Origin of the sequence: Streptomyces sp. NPDC007157 (genome assembly GCF_040634235.1) — a bacterium.
Lineage (GTDB): Bacteria > Actinomycetota > Actinomycetes > Streptomycetales > Streptomycetaceae > Streptomyces.
Window position 1 is genome coordinate 1 of sequence record NZ_JBEYFE010000022.1, and the last position, 15760, is coordinate 15760.

General features: G+C 71.7%; 16 protein-coding genes. 13 read left to right on the top strand and 3 right to left on the bottom strand.

Annotated elements, in window-relative coordinates; genetic code table 11:
- From ABZ642_RS32625 to ABZ642_RS32645, 5 genes are all read left to right on the top strand, one after another.
- Positions 1-3503 (top strand): polymorphic toxin type 28 domain-containing protein (locus tag ABZ642_RS32625; protein ID WP_360490411.1); only part of this gene is annotated, 3503 nt, incomplete at its 5' end.
- Between the two features lie 23 nt (positions 3504-3526).
- Positions 3527-3997 carry a contact-dependent growth inhibition system immunity protein gene (locus ABZ642_RS32630; RefSeq protein ID WP_360490413.1) on the top strand — a complete coding sequence of 157 codons (471 nt, stop codon included), beginning with the start codon at positions 3527-3529 and terminating at the stop codon, positions 3995-3997.
- Between the two features lie 14 nt (positions 3998-4011).
- Positions 4012-4395, top strand: coding sequence for a hypothetical protein (locus ABZ642_RS32635; protein ID WP_360490415.1), 384 nt, complete (start codon positions 4012-4014; stop codon positions 4393-4395).
- A 100-nt stretch (positions 4396-4495) separates the two neighbouring features.
- Positions 4496-4999: an Imm50 family immunity protein gene (locus ABZ642_RS32640; protein WP_360490417.1), complete on the top strand. Its 504-nt coding sequence runs from the start codon at positions 4496-4498 to the stop codon at positions 4997-4999.
- Positions 4989-5360 carry a hypothetical protein gene (locus ABZ642_RS32645; RefSeq protein ID WP_360490419.1) on the top strand — a complete coding sequence of 124 codons (372 nt, stop codon included), beginning with the start codon at positions 4989-4991 and terminating at the stop codon, positions 5358-5360. The genes ABZ642_RS32640 and ABZ642_RS32645 overlap by 11 nt, the downstream gene beginning before the upstream one ends.
- Here ABZ642_RS32645 and ABZ642_RS32650 read toward each other — a convergent pair.
- Complete coding sequence (locus ABZ642_RS32650; protein ID WP_360490421.1) at positions 5357-6775, bottom strand: MFS transporter; 1419 nt, start codon at positions 6773-6775, stop codon at positions 5357-5359. The genes ABZ642_RS32645 and ABZ642_RS32650 overlap by 4 nt on opposite strands.
- 67 nt (positions 6776-6842) lie before the next feature.
- On the opposite strand from ABZ642_RS32650, the gene ABZ642_RS32655 reads away from it, so the two are divergent.
- The 4 genes from ABZ642_RS32655 to ABZ642_RS32670 all read left to right on the top strand — a co-directional run bounded on the left by ABZ642_RS32655 (position 6843) and on the right by ABZ642_RS32670 (position 9516).
- On the top strand, positions 6843-7370 hold the full coding sequence (locus ABZ642_RS32655; RefSeq protein WP_360490423.1) for a helix-turn-helix domain-containing protein: 528 nt from the start codon (positions 6843-6845) through the stop codon (positions 7368-7370).
- Between the two features lie 32 nt (positions 7371-7402).
- Positions 7403-7723, top strand: coding sequence for a DUF6412 domain-containing protein (locus ABZ642_RS32660; RefSeq protein ID WP_360490425.1), 321 nt, complete (start codon positions 7403-7405; stop codon positions 7721-7723).
- A 101-nt stretch (positions 7724-7824) separates the two neighbouring features.
- Positions 7825-8529 (top strand): membrane protein insertase YidC, encoded by a 705-nt coding sequence (gene yidC / locus ABZ642_RS32665; RefSeq protein ID WP_360490427.1) that lies wholly within the window; start codon positions 7825-7827, stop codon positions 8527-8529.
- Positions 8530-8658: 129 nt separating this feature from the next.
- Positions 8659-9516, top strand: a complete 858-nt coding sequence (locus ABZ642_RS32670; protein WP_360490429.1) for a fumarylacetoacetate hydrolase family protein — start codon at positions 8659-8661, stop codon at positions 9514-9516.
- Positions 9517-9610: 94 nt separating this feature from the next.
- On the opposite strand, the gene ABZ642_RS32675 is transcribed toward ABZ642_RS32670, so the two are convergent.
- Positions 9611-10111 (bottom strand): heme-degrading domain-containing protein, encoded by a 501-nt coding sequence (locus ABZ642_RS32675; RefSeq protein WP_360490431.1) that lies wholly within the window; start codon positions 10109-10111, stop codon positions 9611-9613.
- Complete coding sequence (locus ABZ642_RS32680) at positions 10111-11181, bottom strand: Gfo/Idh/MocA family oxidoreductase (RefSeq protein ID WP_360490433.1); 1071 nt, start codon at positions 11179-11181, stop codon at positions 10111-10113. The genes ABZ642_RS32675 and ABZ642_RS32680 overlap by 1 nt, the downstream gene beginning before the upstream one ends.
- Before the next feature lie 48 nt (positions 11182-11229).
- On the opposite strand from ABZ642_RS32680, the gene ABZ642_RS32685 reads away from it, so the two are divergent.
- From ABZ642_RS32685 to ABZ642_RS32700, 4 genes are all read left to right on the top strand, one after another.
- Positions 11230-12348, top strand: coding sequence for an ROK family transcriptional regulator (locus ABZ642_RS32685; RefSeq protein ID WP_360490435.1), 1119 nt, complete (start codon positions 11230-11232; stop codon positions 12346-12348).
- Between the two features lie 310 nt (positions 12349-12658).
- Positions 12659-13615: a hypothetical protein gene (locus ABZ642_RS32690; protein WP_360490437.1), complete on the top strand. Its 957-nt coding sequence runs from the start codon at positions 12659-12661 to the stop codon at positions 13613-13615.
- Positions 13616-13718: 103 nt separating this feature from the next.
- Positions 13719-14474 carry a GntR family transcriptional regulator gene (locus tag ABZ642_RS32695; RefSeq protein ID WP_360490439.1) on the top strand — a complete coding sequence of 252 codons (756 nt, stop codon included), beginning with the start codon at positions 13719-13721 and terminating at the stop codon, positions 14472-14474.
- A gap of 141 nt (positions 14475-14615) precedes the next feature.
- On the top strand, positions 14616-15740 hold the full coding sequence (locus ABZ642_RS32700) for a TIGR03364 family FAD-dependent oxidoreductase (RefSeq protein ID WP_360490441.1): 1125 nt from the start codon (positions 14616-14618) through the stop codon (positions 15738-15740).
- The last annotated feature ends 20 nt before the right edge of the window (positions 15741-15760 follow it).

The window sequence follows — 15760 nt, forward strand, 5'->3', positions numbered from 1 at the left end:
ACATGGTCAAGACGTTCGTGCGGGACCCGATCGACGTGGCCACCGGGGACATGGCGCTGTCCCGCACCGACGTGTCCCTGCCGGGCGTGCTGCCGCTGCTCCTGGAGCGTACGCACGTCTCGTCGTACCGCTTCGGCGGCTGGTTCGGGCCCACCTGGGCCTCCACGCTCGACCAGCGCGTCCAGGCGGACGAGGAAGGCTTCGTGTACGCGGCGGCGGACGGCGCCCGCCTGTGCTTCCCGCCGCTGGACTCGGAGAACGCGGGCCCGGTGCACCCGCTGACGTCGGGCTCCCGGCTGACCCTGTCCTGGGACGAGGAGATCGACGGCGCGGTCCGTGTCACCGACCCGGACACCGGCCTGGTCCACGTCTTCCACTCACCGGTCGCCGCGGCCGACGACACCGCCGTCGACCTGCCCCTCCAGCACATCCTCGACCGCAACGGCAACCGCATCACCGTCGAGTACAAGGAAGCGGACATCCCCGGCGCCGTCGTGCACTCCGGCGGCTACCGCATCGCCCTCGACCACGACCCGGCCCGCTCCCGCATCACCGGATTGCGCCTTGTCGACCCCGTGCGACCGGACCGGCGCGGTACGACCCTGCTCGGCTTCGGATACGACGAGCACGGCCACCTGACCGAGGAGACCAACTCCTCGGGCCTGCCCATGCGGTACACCTACGACACCGAGGGCCGCGTCACCTCCTGGACCGACCGGAACGACACCACGTACTGGTACCGGTACGACGACCGGGGCCGGGTCATCGCCACCGGCGGCACCGGAGGCGCCCTCGCCTCCACCCTCGGCTACGACGAGGCCGCCCGTACCACCAGGGTCACCGACTCGCTCGGCCACACCCGCGTCTACGAACACAACGAGAACCTGCGGCTGGTGCGGGAGACCGACCCCCTCGGAGACAGCGTCCGTCAGGAGTGGGACGACCGGCTGCAGCTCAGGTTCTTCACCGACCAGACGGGGAGCAGCACGGAGCTGCGCTACGACAGCGCCGGCAATGTGATCAGGGTCGTCCGCGCCGACGGTACGGAGACGGCGGCCACGTACAACGCCCTGAGACTGGTCGAGACGGTGACAGACTCGGACGGTGTGATGTGGCGCAACGCCTACGACGAACGTGGGAACCGTGTGGCCGTCACGGAGCCGAACGGAGCGACGACTCGGTTCACTTACAACCGCTCGGGTCACCTGGCGTCGATCACCAATGCGCTGGGCCACACCACATCGGTTCGGAGCAACCCGGCGGGACTGCCGCTTCAGATCCGGGATCCCCTCGGCAACGTCACCTCCTACCAGCGTGACGCGTTCGGTCGCGCCGTCGCGATCACCGACCCCGCGAATGCGACGACCCACCTGGATTGGAGTGTCGAAGGACAGCCGGTGCGTCGGACCATGCCCGACGGCAGCGCGGAGTCCTGGGAGTACGACGGCGAGGACAACCTCACTGTCCACATCGGCCCCACCGGAGCGACCACCCGCTTCGAATACGGCGAGTTCGACCTGATGGCGGCGCGTGTCGATCCCGACGGGACGCGCTACGAGTACGCCTACGACACCGAGTTGCGCCTGACGCAGGTCACGAATCCCGCAGGTCGTACATGGCGCTACGTTTTCGATGCCGCAGGTCGCGTGATCTCCGAGACCGACTTCGACGGCCGTACGCTCAGTTATGCCCTCGATGCGGCCGGCCGGCTCGCCGCCCGGGGCGACGCGCTCGGTCAGGCGATCCGGTTGGATCGCGATGCGCTCGGCCAGGTCGTCCGCAAGGACATACGTGGTTTGATCACCACGTATTCCTACGATGCCGCCGGGCGACTCGTACAAGCCGTCGGCCCGGACTCCTCGGTCAGCCGGCACTTCGACGTCGGCGGCAACCTGACCGCCGAGACCGTCAACGGGCGTACCACGAAGTACACGTACGACGCGCTCGGTCGCCGAACGAGCCGGGTCACCCCCGCCGGCGCGGTGAGTGCCTTCGCGCACGATGCCGCGGACAACCTCGTCACCCTGGTCACCGCAGGCGGCACGGTCGGTTTCGAACACGATGCCGCCGGCCGGGAACGCGCCCGACGGGTCGGTGCGTCCATCACGGTGTCCACCAGCTACGACGAGATGGGCCGGCTCAGCCGGCAGGCCGTCACGGGCGCCGCCGGTCGGGTCGTCCAGGAACGAGGCTACAGCTACCGGGCGGACGGCTACCTCGAACAACTGGACGACCACCTCAATGGCAGCCGCCGAATGACGTTGGACGTCATGGGACGTGTCAACGCAGTCCGGGCGGAAGGATGGACCGAGCGGTACGCGTACGACGAGACCGGCAACCTGACCGTGGCGGAATGGCCGGACACGCATCCGGGCCACGAGGCCGCCGGACCACGGGCCTATGAGGGCGGGCGCATCACCCGCGCCGGCCGCGTCCGTTACGAACACGACGCTCAAGGCCGGATCGTCCTGCGCCAGAAGACGAGGCTGTCGCGGAAGCCGGACACGTGGCGCTACGCCTGGGACGCCGAGGACCGGCTCGTCGGCGTCGTCACACCGGACGGCACGCTCTGGCGCTACCTCTACGACGCTCTGGGCCGCCGTACTTCCAAGCAGAAGCTCGGGAGCGACGGCACGACGGTCGTGGAGCGGGTCGACTTCGCCTGGGACGGAAGCACGCTGTGCGAGCAGACCACCACTGTCGCCGGTTCGCCCCACCAGGTAACCCTCACCTGGGACCACGACGGCCTGCTCCCCCTCACCCAAAGCGAACGAACACGTCTCGCCGAAGCCCCTCAGCAAGAGATCGACGCACGCTTCTTCGCCATCGTCACCGACCTCGTCGGCTCGCCCACGGAACTGCTTGACGAGGACGGCGCCGTCGCCTGGCGCACACGATCCACTCTGTGGGGCAAGGCCGCGTGGACGGCGAACAGCACGGCTTACGTGCCGCTCAGGTTCCCGGGTCAGTACCACGACCCTGAAACCGACCTGCACTACAACTACCTCCGCTACTACGACCCCGAGAGCGCCCGCTACCTCACCCCCGACCCTCTCGGGTTGCTTCCGGCGCCGAACCCCAACACCTACGTCCACAATCCCCAGACATGGACCGACCCGTTGGGCCTTGCGCCCCAGTGTCGGGAACTGGGGTTGCGGGCGGAGACGATGGAAGCGCTGCGGAAACTGGAGAACATCAAGAAGGACCCACTCGGTGAGATCAATTCTCAGCCGAATCACAATCATTACAACGCCGCTCGCCTCGAAGCGCAGGGGCAGGTCGTGGCTCGGAAGGCGAACGGCACGCCCTTCAATCACATTCAGGAATTGAAGGAGGCGCGCAGCGGCCTTGACAATGTCAGGCTGGCTCTCGAAAGGGAGATCCGAAACCCGCCGGATTCCATCACCGATCGTGGTATGGAGGTTCTGCTGAAGAAGCGGAAGGAAACCATTGAGGAACTCGACCGACTGAACGGCTTCCTGCACTCCATAGGCCATCGGTGACGTCAGGACGAGCAGGACGTAGCGTGATCACCGTACGACGTAACAGCCCGGCCGCTCCGGTGGGCGTGCCACGAGAGGATCCGACCGTGCCCCAGCCCTTCGATCGCACCAAGTCTCTTGAGCAACTGGACGGCGAACGCTGGGGCGACCCGCCGACGGACACGACGTCACTGGTCAAGAACGTCTACGAGTGGCGACGGCGGCCTGTCGGAACTCTGGAGCCGCATGAGCTCGGCCGCTTGATCGGACAGGATGTGGGCCTGCCGTGGCTTCTTCCGCCGGCCGTGGAGATCCTCCGGGAGAGGGCGGCCGCGGGTGGCTTCATCGACGGTGACCTGCTGTACGCGGTGGTCACGAGGAACCCGGTCGTGTGGGCGGAACATCCTGAACTCGCCCGCGAACTCAAAGCGGCCGTGGCCATGATGACCGAGCTGTCGAGCTATGTGAAACCGGATGTGGAGAATTTCCTTGCCGCGCTCCCGGAAGGGATTTAGGCGAGCGGACGTTCATGCCCCGCACCACGCCTCCCCGCCCCCTGGACATCGAGGCCGAGTTCCCCGAGCTGGCCGGTCACCGGAAGACCGGCTACGACGCCGACTTCGCCGTGGCTCCCGGCTGGAAGGTGGGCGGCTTCGCCCGATGGGGTGTGACGGGTCCCCAGGAGCTGGTCTGTTCCTGCGGCAGTCCTATGGAGCTTCTCCTCGCCATCGGCTCGGCGGAGTGGGAAGGGGTGCGGGGCAGCTGGACGCCGCTCGGAGAGGCCACCTCGGCCGGTGCCGAAGGAGCCGCTGCCAGGACTCCCACGCGGGTGGTGGTCGGGCGAGGCGGCTCGCTCCTCGTCTTCGTCTGCTTGGGGGATCCCGCACACGGACACCGCGTCAGCCTTCAGTGAGGTGCGCCGGCAGGAGCGTCCAGGTGGGCGGACCGGGTGCCGGATCCTCGTATGCACGGCACAGATCGCTGTCCGGGATCTCCGAGAAGGGAGTGGCCTCGTGGCCCTCGATGACCACCTCGTGAACCCGCAGGCACTGCGGTCCCTCTACGGGGAGGGGCTCCCCGATGCGCTGGCCGGTGTACGGATCCGTTCCGTCAACCTCAACTGGCGTGGGCCGACCGTGCGGTTGCGGGTCGATCTGCCGGGGTTCCCGCGGACGCCGCCCGCGGAGTGGGGCGATGTGGACACCGTGCAGTGCCAGTTGGAGTTCCTCGCCGTGGAGCCGATCGCGGTGGCTGAGTGGGCGCCGCCGGTGCTCGGGGACGTGCGGATGGTTCCGGTCGGGGACGACGGTCTGCGGCGGATGCGGGTCGAGGTGCTGGGGCGAGGCGTGGATCTGCGGTTCGAGTGCTACGAGAGGGCGACCGTGCGGCACGTGAGTGCGTTCCGACGCGGGAGCGGCGGGGACGACGGCGGGCCTCATCGGTTCGTCGGCAAGGTCGACTCGCGGCTGCACACCTTCCTTCCCGCCACCGATGAGAGGACCTTCTATGAGCACTGACTGGAGGGAGGTCCTCGATGCCCACGACTGGTCCCTGTCCTACGTCCATCTCGACGAGCGCGAGGACTCGGTGACCCTCGGGTTCGAGCGGAGGGCGGGCGGCGAGGGGTTCGCGTTCCACGTGGTGTTCACGGGAGTCGAGGGTCCACGGGTCACCGGGTGGGGGGCCACGGAGGCCCAGGAGGTGCGGGTCTCCGCGGTGGCGGAGGGCGGGTACGACGTGCTGCTCGGGCGGGAGGAGTCCGGGATCCGGTTCCGTGCCGCCGGTGCCCGGCTCGGTGCCCGCCGTTCCGGTCCGGTGGGGTCCGACCGGGCGGGTGTCGACGCGGACGCCCGGGCCGTGTCGTACCGCCCTCTCTAGTGCTCCCGCTCCCGCAGCCCCAGCACCGCCCCCGCCGCGAGCAGCGCCAGCCCCGCCGACACCGCGAGGGCGGTGTTCGCGCCGTGGCCCGGGCCGCCGTCCGACGAGGTCACGATGGCGATCGTGAGGGCGACGCCGGCGCAGGAGCCGATGTAGCGGAAGGTCTGCTGGGCGCCGGAGCCCATGGCGGCACGGGCGATCGGGACCGATTCGACCGAGAGCAGGGGCAGGGCGGCGTTCAGGAGGCCGCTGCCGATGCCGCCCAGGGCCAGGCCCGGCAGCAGGCGTTGCCAGGAGCCCGAGTCGATGGCGCCGAGCATGGTCAGGACGCCGGCCGCGTGCAGGGTGAAGCCGACCGCCAGCTGCCGGCGGGGCGGGACGCGGCCGGCCAGACGCTTGGCCTGGAGCGCCACCGCGAAGGACAGGCCCGACCAGAGCAGGAACAGCCATGCCGTGTCCAGCGGGGTCAGGCCGAGCACCTGCTGGAAGAGGACCGGCAGGAAGCTGAAGAGGCCGATCACCGCGAAGCCCGTGAACAGGCCGCCGGCGGAGGAGGCCAGGAAGCTCGGGCGGCGCAGCAGGCTCAGGTCGATCATGGGGGTCGTGGTGCGGCGCTCCACCAGGACGAAGACGGCTATGAGGACCACCGCGGCCAGGAACAGCAGGCCCACCTCGGGCCGCAGCCAGCCGTCCCGGCCCAGGGTGAGCGCGGCCACCAGGGAGACCAGCGCCAGGCCGAAGGTGAGGGCGCCCAGGATGTCGGGGCGGCCGCCTCTCGGGGAGCGGGATTCGGTGAGCGCCCGTGGTGACAGGGCCGCCACCAGCAGCGTCGCCGCGGCCAGGACGGCGTAGGCCACCCGCCAGTTGGGCAGCACGGCTGCCAGCAGCGGGCCCGTCGCGATACCGCCGCTGACGAACGCGCCCCACACGCCCGTCGCGTGCAGTCGGCCGCGTGGGCTCGGGAAGGCGTGCACCAGCAGGCCGAGGCTGCTCGCCAGGATCGCCGCACTGGCCGCGCCCTGGGCGACACGGGCCAGCGTGAACAGCCAGGTGGAGTCGGTCAACGCGCCGAGGGCGGTGGTGACGCCGAGCGTCAGCGTGCCGAGCAGGAAGATCCGGCGGCGGCCGAAGTCGTCGGCGAGGCTGCCGGCCACCAGGAGGAGGGCGGCCAGGCCGAGCGGGGTGCCGTTGATCAGCCAGGCCTGGGCGGAGAGCGGGGTGTGCAGGTCGGCCGCGGTGTCGCGGAGGGTGACCACGGGCGCGGTGTACGTCATCAGGCTCACGGCGGTGGCCGCGCTGGTCAGGGCGAGGGTGGCACGGGCCCGGGGCGTCGTGTCGGGGTGGGGTGCCGCGGGCCTGTGCCGGGCACTCGGCGCTTCGACCCCAGTGAGGGTTCGTTCATTGAACTCAGCCATGGTGGTACCGTAGCACGGTAGGTTCGATGAATGAACCTATGCTCGAGGAGCTGACTAAGGTGGTCCCATGGCACTGGGCAAGGACTATGTGACGCAGGAGTGCTCGATCGCCCGCGCGCTGGAGGTCGTCGGCGAGCGCTGGACCCTGCTCGTCATCCGCGACGCGCTCTACGGCGTCCGGCGCTACAACGACTTCCTCGTCCACCTCGGCATCCCGCGCGCCGTCCTGTCGGCCCGCCTCAAGACGCTCACCGAGGAGGGCATCCTGGAGAAGCGCCGGTACCAGGAGTCGCCGCCCCGGGACGAGTACGTCATCACCGAGCGCGGGACCGAGCTGTGGCCGGCCCTGCGTGCCCTCGCCGTCTGGGGGCGCGAGCACCTCATGGACCGCCGGCTGCGCTACTTCCGGCACGTGGACTGCGGCACCGAACTCGGTTCGTACGGCGAATGTCCCGCGTGCGGAACCGTCGTGCCCGTCGCCGACGTTCTCATTACGCCGGGACCGGGACTCGACCCCGACCCGGCGGATCCGGTCAGCCGGGCGCTTCTGAAGCCCAAGAGGCTCCTGGAGCCGCTGGAAACCGATCATGTATAAACGGGAGTGACCACGGGGAGGGGGGAGCGGGCATGCGCGTGAACAGCCGTTGGATGCTCCCGTCCCGTCCTGCCGCCCTCCTGCTGCTCCTCCTGCTCGACCTGCTGCTGCTCGACTCCGGCAGCCTCTTCACCACCGTCGCGCTCGCCGCGACCGCCGCCGCCGGCTCGGCCCTCGCCGTCGCCGCCTTCCGCGCCGCGCGCTCCGCACCCGCCGTGCCGCCCACCCGGGTCCGCACGGCGATACGCGACCGGGCCCGGCGTACCGCCTTCCTGCCGCAACGCGACCCGGACGCCAAGGGCCGCAGCCGCCCCCGAGCCCCCGGGCACGCCCTCCGGGCGACCACCGCGTAGGACATCCGTCCGCACCCGGCCGGGGTGTCCTCGCGCGGGGTCGTCATGCCGTCCCACCTCTTCACCCACGGCACGACGAGACCCCCGGAGGGCTCCCACCCATGTCCGTTTTCGCTGCCCTGGTCGAGCAACTCGCCGACCTGCTCCAGCCGTTCTTCCATGCCTCCGCGGCCGCCGCCGCGATCGTCCTGTTCACCGCGCTCGTACGACTGCTCGTGCATCCCCTGTCCCGTGCCGCCGCCCGCGGTCAGCGTGCCCGGGCCGCGCTCCAGCCGAGAATCGCGGAGTTGAGGAAGAAGCACGGGAAGAACCAGGAGGCGCTGCAGAAGGCCGTGCTGGAGCTGCACGCGGAGGAAAAGGTGTCCCCGCTGTCCGGCTGCCTGCCCGGACTGCTGCAACTGCCCGCGTTCTTCCTCCTGTACCACCTCTTCTCCAACTCCACGATCGGCGGTCACGACAACGGTTTGCTGAACCACTCGTTGCTGGGTGCCCCGCTCGGCGGGCGGGGAGTCGACGTCCTCGGCAACGGGTTCGGGGCTGCCGGTCCGGTCTATCTGGGGCTGTTCGTCCTGGTCGCCGCCGTCGCCACCTTCACCTTCCTCCGCACCCGGCGGACGGCGGCGGGGGCGGTCCTGAATGGTGGGGAAGGCGAGCAACTGCCGGGTCTGGGCGCGGTCACCAAGGTCACGCCGTACCTGTCGTACCTCACGCTGTGCACCGTGGCCGTGGTGCCGCTGGCCGCCGCGCTGTACGTGGTGACCAGCACGACGTGGAGTGCCGTCGAGCGCGCCGTGCTGTATCGATGAGGGCGGGAGTACGGTCCAGTACGTGAACAGGGTATTGCCCGCTGCACCCGCATCTCGGAGGATCGACCAGTCCTCCGATGGCTGCACCCATCGGCCGGGCGCCCGCTATCAAGGGAGATGGTGACGACCATGAAGCTGCTGCGAGTCGGTACGGCGGGAGCGGAGCGGCCCGCTCTGCTCGACGCCGAGGGGGTCCTGCGGGACCTGTCGGGGATCGTCGACGACATCGACGGAGCCCTGCTCGCCGACGGGGCCGCCCTCGGGCGGGTCCGGGCCGCGGCCGACGCCGGCGAACTGCCCGCGCTCGACGCGAACGGGCTGCGGATCGGGCCCCCGCTGGCGCGGATCGGCAAGATCGTGTGCATCGGGCTCAACTACCACGACCACGCCCGCGAGACCGGGGCCGAGCCGCCGGCCGAGCCGGTGATCTTCTTCAAGGCCGCGGACACGGTCGTCGGGCCGAACGACACGGTGCTGGTCCCCCGCGGGTCCGTGAAGACCGACTGGGAGGTCGAACTCGCCGTCGTCATCGGGCGTACGGCCCGTTATCTGGCCGACGACGAGGACCCGCTGGCGTATGTCGCCGGGTACGCCGTCGCGCACGACGTGTCCGAGCGGGAGTTCCAGATCGAGCGGGGCGGGACCTGGGACAAGGGGAAGAACTGCGAGACGTTCAACCCGTTCGGGCCGTGGCTGGTCACGGCGGACGAGGTCGGGGATCCGCAGGAGCTGTCGCTGAAGCTGTGGGTCAACGGCGAGCTGAAGCAGGACGGGACCACCGGCGAGCAGATCTTCTCGGTCGCGGAAGTCGTGCGGTACGTCAGCCAGTTCATGGCGCTCTACCCCGGGGACGTCATCAACACGGGGACTCCGGCGGGGGTTGCGCTGGGGGCGCCCGAGCCGAAGCCGTTCCTGCGGGGCGGCGACGTGGTGGAGCTGGAGATCGCGGGGCTCGGTCGTCAGCGGCAGGAGTTCAAAGACGCGTAGGCGCTTCGCTGGGGGGCCGGGGAACTGCGCAGGTCGCTCGGCTGCGGGCCGGATGTGGCTGGTCGCGCAGTTCCCCGCGCCCCCTTCTTGTCGGCTACGCCTCCAAAAAGCGCTCCAGGGCCTCCACCACGAAGCGGTGGTCATGGAGTTGGGGCAGGCCGGAGACCGTCACCGAGCCGATCACGCCCACGTTCTCCACGGTGATCGGGAAGGAGCCGCCGTGGGCCGCGTACGCGTCGGGGTCCAGGCGGGAGGACTCCTCGAACGTCGTGCCCTTGGCCCGGAAGCGGGCTCCCACCAGGTAGGACGCGGAGCCGTAGCGTTCCACCACCCGGCGCTTGCGGGTGATCCAGGCGTCGTTGTCGGGGGTGGAGCCGGGCAGGGCCGCGTGGAAGAGCTGCTGGCCGGCGCGGTGGATGTCGATGGCCACCGGGGCCTGGCGCTCCCGTGCCATCTCCACCAGCAGGGAGCCGAGGGCCCACGCGTCGTCGTGGGTGAACTGCCGGAAGACCAGGAGGCGTTCCTGCTTCTCCAGCTCCTCCACCGACGGGGTGAGTTCGGGGGTGGACCGGGGGGTGATCTGCGGGTGGTGCATCAGAGGGTCACCGTCACCTTGTCTCGCGCCGAGCGGCGGGCTGCTTCCAGTACGTCCAGGGCGGCGGCCGCCTCCAGCGCGGTCACCGGGTTGGGGCCGTCGCCCCGCAGGGCCCCGGCCACGGCCGCGTAGTACGCGGGGTAGTCGCCGGGCAGCGTCGGCACGGCACGGCCGCCGTCGGTGACCGGGGACTCCCCGGCGCCGATCCTGCCGTACAGGGACTCCGGCTCGGCACCCCAGCCGGCACCCGGGCGCTCGCCCTCGCGCAGCGCAGCCTCCTGCGGGTCCAGGCCGTACTTGACGTAACCCGCCTTCGAGCCCAGCACCCGGAAACGCGGGCCGAGCTGGGCCGCCGTCGCCGAGGCGTAGAGGTGGGAGCGGACGCCGCTCGCGTGGGTGAGGGCGATGAAGGTGTCGTCGTCGGTCTCGGCGCCGGACCGGCGGACGACCGACTCGGCGTACACCTCGGTGGCCGGGCCGAAGAGGACCAGGGCCTGGTCGACGACATGGCTGCCGAGGTCGTAGAGGAGACCTCCGATCTCTGCCGGGTCGCCGGACTCGCGCCAGCCGCCCTTGGGCTGCGGGCGCCAGCGCTCGAAGCGGGACTCGAAGCGCCAGGGGTCGCCGAGTTCGCCTTCCGCCAGCAGCTTGCGCAGGGTCAGGAAGTCGTTGTCCCAGCGGCGGTTCTGGAAGACCGAGAGCAGCAGGCCGCGCTCCTCGGCGAGGGCGGCCAGCTCGCGCGCCTCGGCCGCGGTGCCGGCCACCGGCTTGTCGACCACGACCGGCAGGCCCGCCTTGAGCGCGGTCGTCGCCAGCGGGACGTGCGTCCTGTTCGGGGAGGCGATGACGACCAGGTCGAGGTCGTCCGGGCGGTCGAACAGCTCGTCGGGGGCGGCGACGGTCCGGACCTCGGGGAACTCGGCCTTCGCCTGCGCCTGCCGCTCGGGGTTCGAGGTGACCACCGTGTCCAGGGCGAGGCCCTCGGTGGCGGCGATCAGGGGGGCGTGGAAGACGGATCCGGCGAGGCCGTAGCCGATGAGGCCGACGCGGAGGGGAGTGGCAGCTGTCATGCCTCCCACTTTGGCAACGCTGTTGCCAAAGTGCAAGCGGCAGGGAGAATGAGTGGCGTGAACAGGACGAGGAGCGGACGCCCGGGCGCGGCCGGAGCGAATCTGCTCGCCGTGCGCAGTCACAACACCGCGCTGGTGCTGGACCTGCTGCGCACGGCGGGGGAGGACGGCATCAGCCGGCTCGAACTGGCCGAGCGCACCGGGCTCACCCCGCAGGCGGTCAGCAAGATCACCGCACGGCTGCGCGAGGAGGGCCTCGCGGCGCAGGCCGGGCGGCGCGCGTCCACCGGGGGCAAGCCGGCCACCGTGCTGCGCCTGGTGCCGGAGGCCGCGCACGCGGTGGGGCTGCAGCTCGACCGGGACGAGCTGCGTGCCGTCCTGGTCGACCTCGACGGCACGGTCGTCGGCGAACGGCAGGGGGCGCTGGACCTGGGCGCGGGTGCGGCGGCCGTGCTGGGCGCGGCCGCGGAGCTGGTCGGCGAACTGCGCGAGGAGGTGCCCGAGGAGGTCCTCGGGGTCGGCGTCGCGGCGCCCGGGCCGCTCGACCACATCCACGGGGTGCTGCACCGGGTCACCGGGTTCCCCGAGTGGGACGGCTTCCCGCTGCGGGACGCGCTCGCGGAGCGGCTCGGGGTGCCGGTCGTCGTCGACAAGGACAGCAACGCGGCCGCCCTCGGACTCGCCGTCGGCGGCGAGGGCGGCTCCTTCGCCTATCTGCACCTCGGTACGGGCCTCGGCGCCGGACTGGTGATCGGCGACAGCGTGCACCGGGGGGCGCGGACCGGGGCGGGGGAGTTCGGGCACCAGGTCATCCAGCTGGACGGGCCCGCGTGCCACTGCGGCAACCGGGGCTGCATCGAGGCGCTGTGCCTGGCCGCGGTGGGCCGCGCGGACCCGGACGAGGCGGCGCGGGTGCTGGGCGCCGGGGCCGCGAACCTGGCCGCGCTGCTCGACATCGACCTCGTGCTGCTCGGCGGCCGTACGGTCGCGGCCGCCCCGGAGACCTTCGTCCGCGGGGTCGCCGCCGTCCTCGACGCCCGCGCCCGCCGGGAGGGCAGCCTGGGGACGACCGTCCCCGTCCGGCTCGCCCCCGGAAGCGACCGGCGGGTCGCGGAGGGCGCGGCCCAACTGCTGCTCGCCCCACTGTTCGGCCGCGCGGACGGGTGACCGCGGGCGGTTGACCGCGGACGGCCGACTGCGGACGGCTTACGGCGGGCAGCGGACGGTTGACTGCGGGCGGCTTACGGCGGCCGGCGGATGGGTGACGGGCGGGTTCTCGGCGGCCGGCGGATGGGTGACCGCGGCCGGTTCACGGCGGGCCGTGGACGGGTGACCGCGGGCGGCTCACGGCGGGCAGCGGACGGTTGACCGTGGACGCCGGGTTGCTGTCGGCAGGGGGCTGATCGAGCGGAGTTGGTGTGCCCTCGCGGAGTGGCATCGGTCCGGTCCCGGTGGTGCCCGGCATGATCACATGATCATGCGACTGAGCACGTCCCTGTCCCTCTGCGTGGCCGCAGCCGCCGTTCTCGCCCCCGTGCCGTCGGCGACCGCCGCGCCCCTGTCGTCGTCGGGGACCACCGCCCCCGCCGACGACTCTTGCGCGGGCGCCGACGAGCAGGGCTTCCCCCTCGCCACCCGCATCCACGACGGCCCCTCGTCCTACGAGGCCGGCGGCGGTTACGGCACCTGGTACCTGGACCTCACCAACACCACCGGCCGCACCTGTACCGACATCCACCCGGTCGTCGTCCTCGTCGACGACAAACGGGCCCTCAAGCCGTCCCAGGCCGAGCTGGAGTTCTACGACGGCCCGCGCACCCGCCCGGTCCCACTGACGAAGACCGACGAGTCCGAGCTGGTCGGCGTGTTCGACGGGGACGGCTTCCCGGGGCTCACGGTGGCGCCCGGGGCGACCGTCTCGGTCAAGGTCAGACTCGCCGTCACCTCCGACGCCGGGCCGGACGCGGTCACGGCCAACGCGGCCGTGGTGCAACGGCGGGGGTCGGACGGCGACTGGGTGGGGGAGTCGAACGACTACCGCTTCGGCATCGGCGGCGAACCGCCGCCCGCGAGCGTCGCCCCCGCCGTGCCCTCCATCGGCGCGGAGGTCGGCCCGGGGATCTCCCCGGGGACCTCCGCGCAGGCCAGTCCGGACGCCAGCTCCGGCGCCAGCCCCGGCGGCAGGCCCGACGCCAGCCCCGGCAGCAGCCCCGATGTGAGCCCGGGGCCGACCCCTGGGGTCACCCCCGAGGGCACCTCCACCGCCTCCCCGGGCAGCGCCCTGCCCTTCGCCGCAGCGGCCGAGGAGGCCGGGGAACGGGCCCGCGAACTGGCCGGCACCGGTCTCGACCTGGCCCACGGGCTGCTCGCGGCCGCCGTCGCCCTGCTCGCTGTAGGAGGCACCGCGTTCCTGCTGGCCCGCAGGCGGCGCTGAGCGGTGGCCCACGCCCCCTGGCCCCCACGGCGCTCTGGCTCCCGCGCCCCTGGCCCCGCGCCCCCTGTCCGGCGATGAAAGCGCCGTCTGCGACGATCCCTCCGTGGACTACCCGAACGACCAGGCCCCCGGCGCCCCCGTCCGCTCCGGCATCCCGGAGCACGGCCGCATCCCGAAGTACTACGCGGTGAAGGCGCAGATCGACCGTCTCGTCGGCGATCTGGGGGAGGGCCATGTCATCCCCACCGAGCGCGATCTGTCGGAGGCGTACGGCGTCGCTCGCGAGACCGTACGGCAGGCGCTGCGCGAGCTGGTGCTGGAGGGCAAGCTGCGCCGGCAGGGGCGTGGCACGGTCGTCGCCGGACCCAAGCTGGAGCAGCCGCTCTCCCTCGCCAGCTACACCGAAGGGGTACGGCGGCAGGGGCGCACCCCCGGCCGTGGCCTGGTCACGCTCGACCGCTTCCCCTGCCCGGCCGCCCTCGCCGCCGAGACCGGCCTCGAACGCGGCGAGCCCGTCTGGCACCTGGAGCGCGTGCTGCTCGCCGACGACGAGCGGGTCGGCCTGGAGAGCACGTATGTCGCCGTGGCCCGGGTGCCGCTGCTCGACACCGACTTCGAGCCCGACTCCTCCTTCTACGGCTACCTGCACGAGAAGGGCATCGGCTTCGGGGACGCCGACGAGCGCATCGAGACCGTGCTGGCCACCCCGCGCGAGGCCCTCCTCATCGGCACCCCGCCGGCCCTGCCGATGCTGCTGATCCACCGGGTGTCGCGGGACACCGAGGGGCGGCCGCTGGAGCGGGTGCGGTCGCTGTACCGGGGGGACCGGTTCTCGTTCACCGCCCATCTGGGCGGCTGAGAAGTACCGATTCGCACCTCTTTCGACCCTCTCTGAATATCACGAAAAGATAACGGGTCTAGCCCAAACGTGATGACCAGTTCACGCTCTCGTTGTCAGCCGGTCCATTCCGGTTCCCGAGTCGCGAGGAGCGTTGCGGTCGTGAGAGTGACAGTCGTCGGAGCAGGCGTGGTGGGCACCATGCACGCCTGGCAGGCAGTGGAACGTGGCCACGAGGTCGTGCAGATCGAGCGCGAGGCCGAGGCCCGCGGCGCCTCGCTGCGCAACTTCGGGCAGATCTGGGTGAGTGGGCGCGCGGGCGGAGCGGAGCTCGAAACCGCGCTGCGGGCCCGGGAGCTGTGGGAGGAGATCGGCGGCCGGGTGCCCGCGCTCGGCTTCCGCGCCAACGGGTCGCTGACCCCGGTGCGCGGCGCGTACGAACTCGCCGTCGCCGAGGCCGCCGTGGCCCGCGCGGACGCGGCCGCCCGTGGCCACAAGCTGCTCACGGCCGCCGAGGCCCGCGCCCTGAACCCCGCCCTGCGCGGCGCCTTCGACGCCGCCCTGCACTGCGAGCGGGACGCGGCCGTCGAGCCGCGCACCGCCCAGCTCGCCCTCCGCGCCGAGCTGCTGAAGTCCCCGAACTACACCTTCCTGCCCGGCCGTGAGGTCCGCGAGGTGACCGGCCCCGGCACGGTCCGCGACGACCACGGCGACATCCACCACGCCGACGCCGTCGTCCTGTGCACCGGCGCCTGGCTCGGCGGCCTGGTCCGCGAACTGGCCGGCCCCGACCTGCCGGTGCGCCGGGTCCGCCTGCAGATGATGCAGACCGACCCGCTCGGCGAACCCCTCCCCACCTCGGTCGCCGACGCCGACAGCTTCCGCTACTACCCGGCCTACGCCTCGCCGGCCCTGGACGCCCTCAACGCCGGCCGGCCGCAGTCGGAGACCGCGGCCGTGCACCGGATGCAGCTGCTCATGGTGCAGCGCGCCGACGGCGGGCTGACCATCGGCGACACCCACGAGTACGAGCACCCCTTCGCCTTCGACACCGTCGAGGAGCCCTACGAGCACCTCACCGGCGTCGTCGAGTCCCTCCTCGGCCGGCCGCTGCCGCGCATCCGGCACCGCTGGGCCGGGGTGTACGCGCAGTGCACCGACACCACCCGGGTGGTGCACCGGCAGGAGGTGGCCGACGGGGTGTGGCTGGTCACCGGGCCCGGCGGGCGCGGTATGACCTGCTCGCCCGCGATAGCCGAGACAACCGCGAACGAACTGGGCTGGTGAGAGCGATGGCAGACATGGCA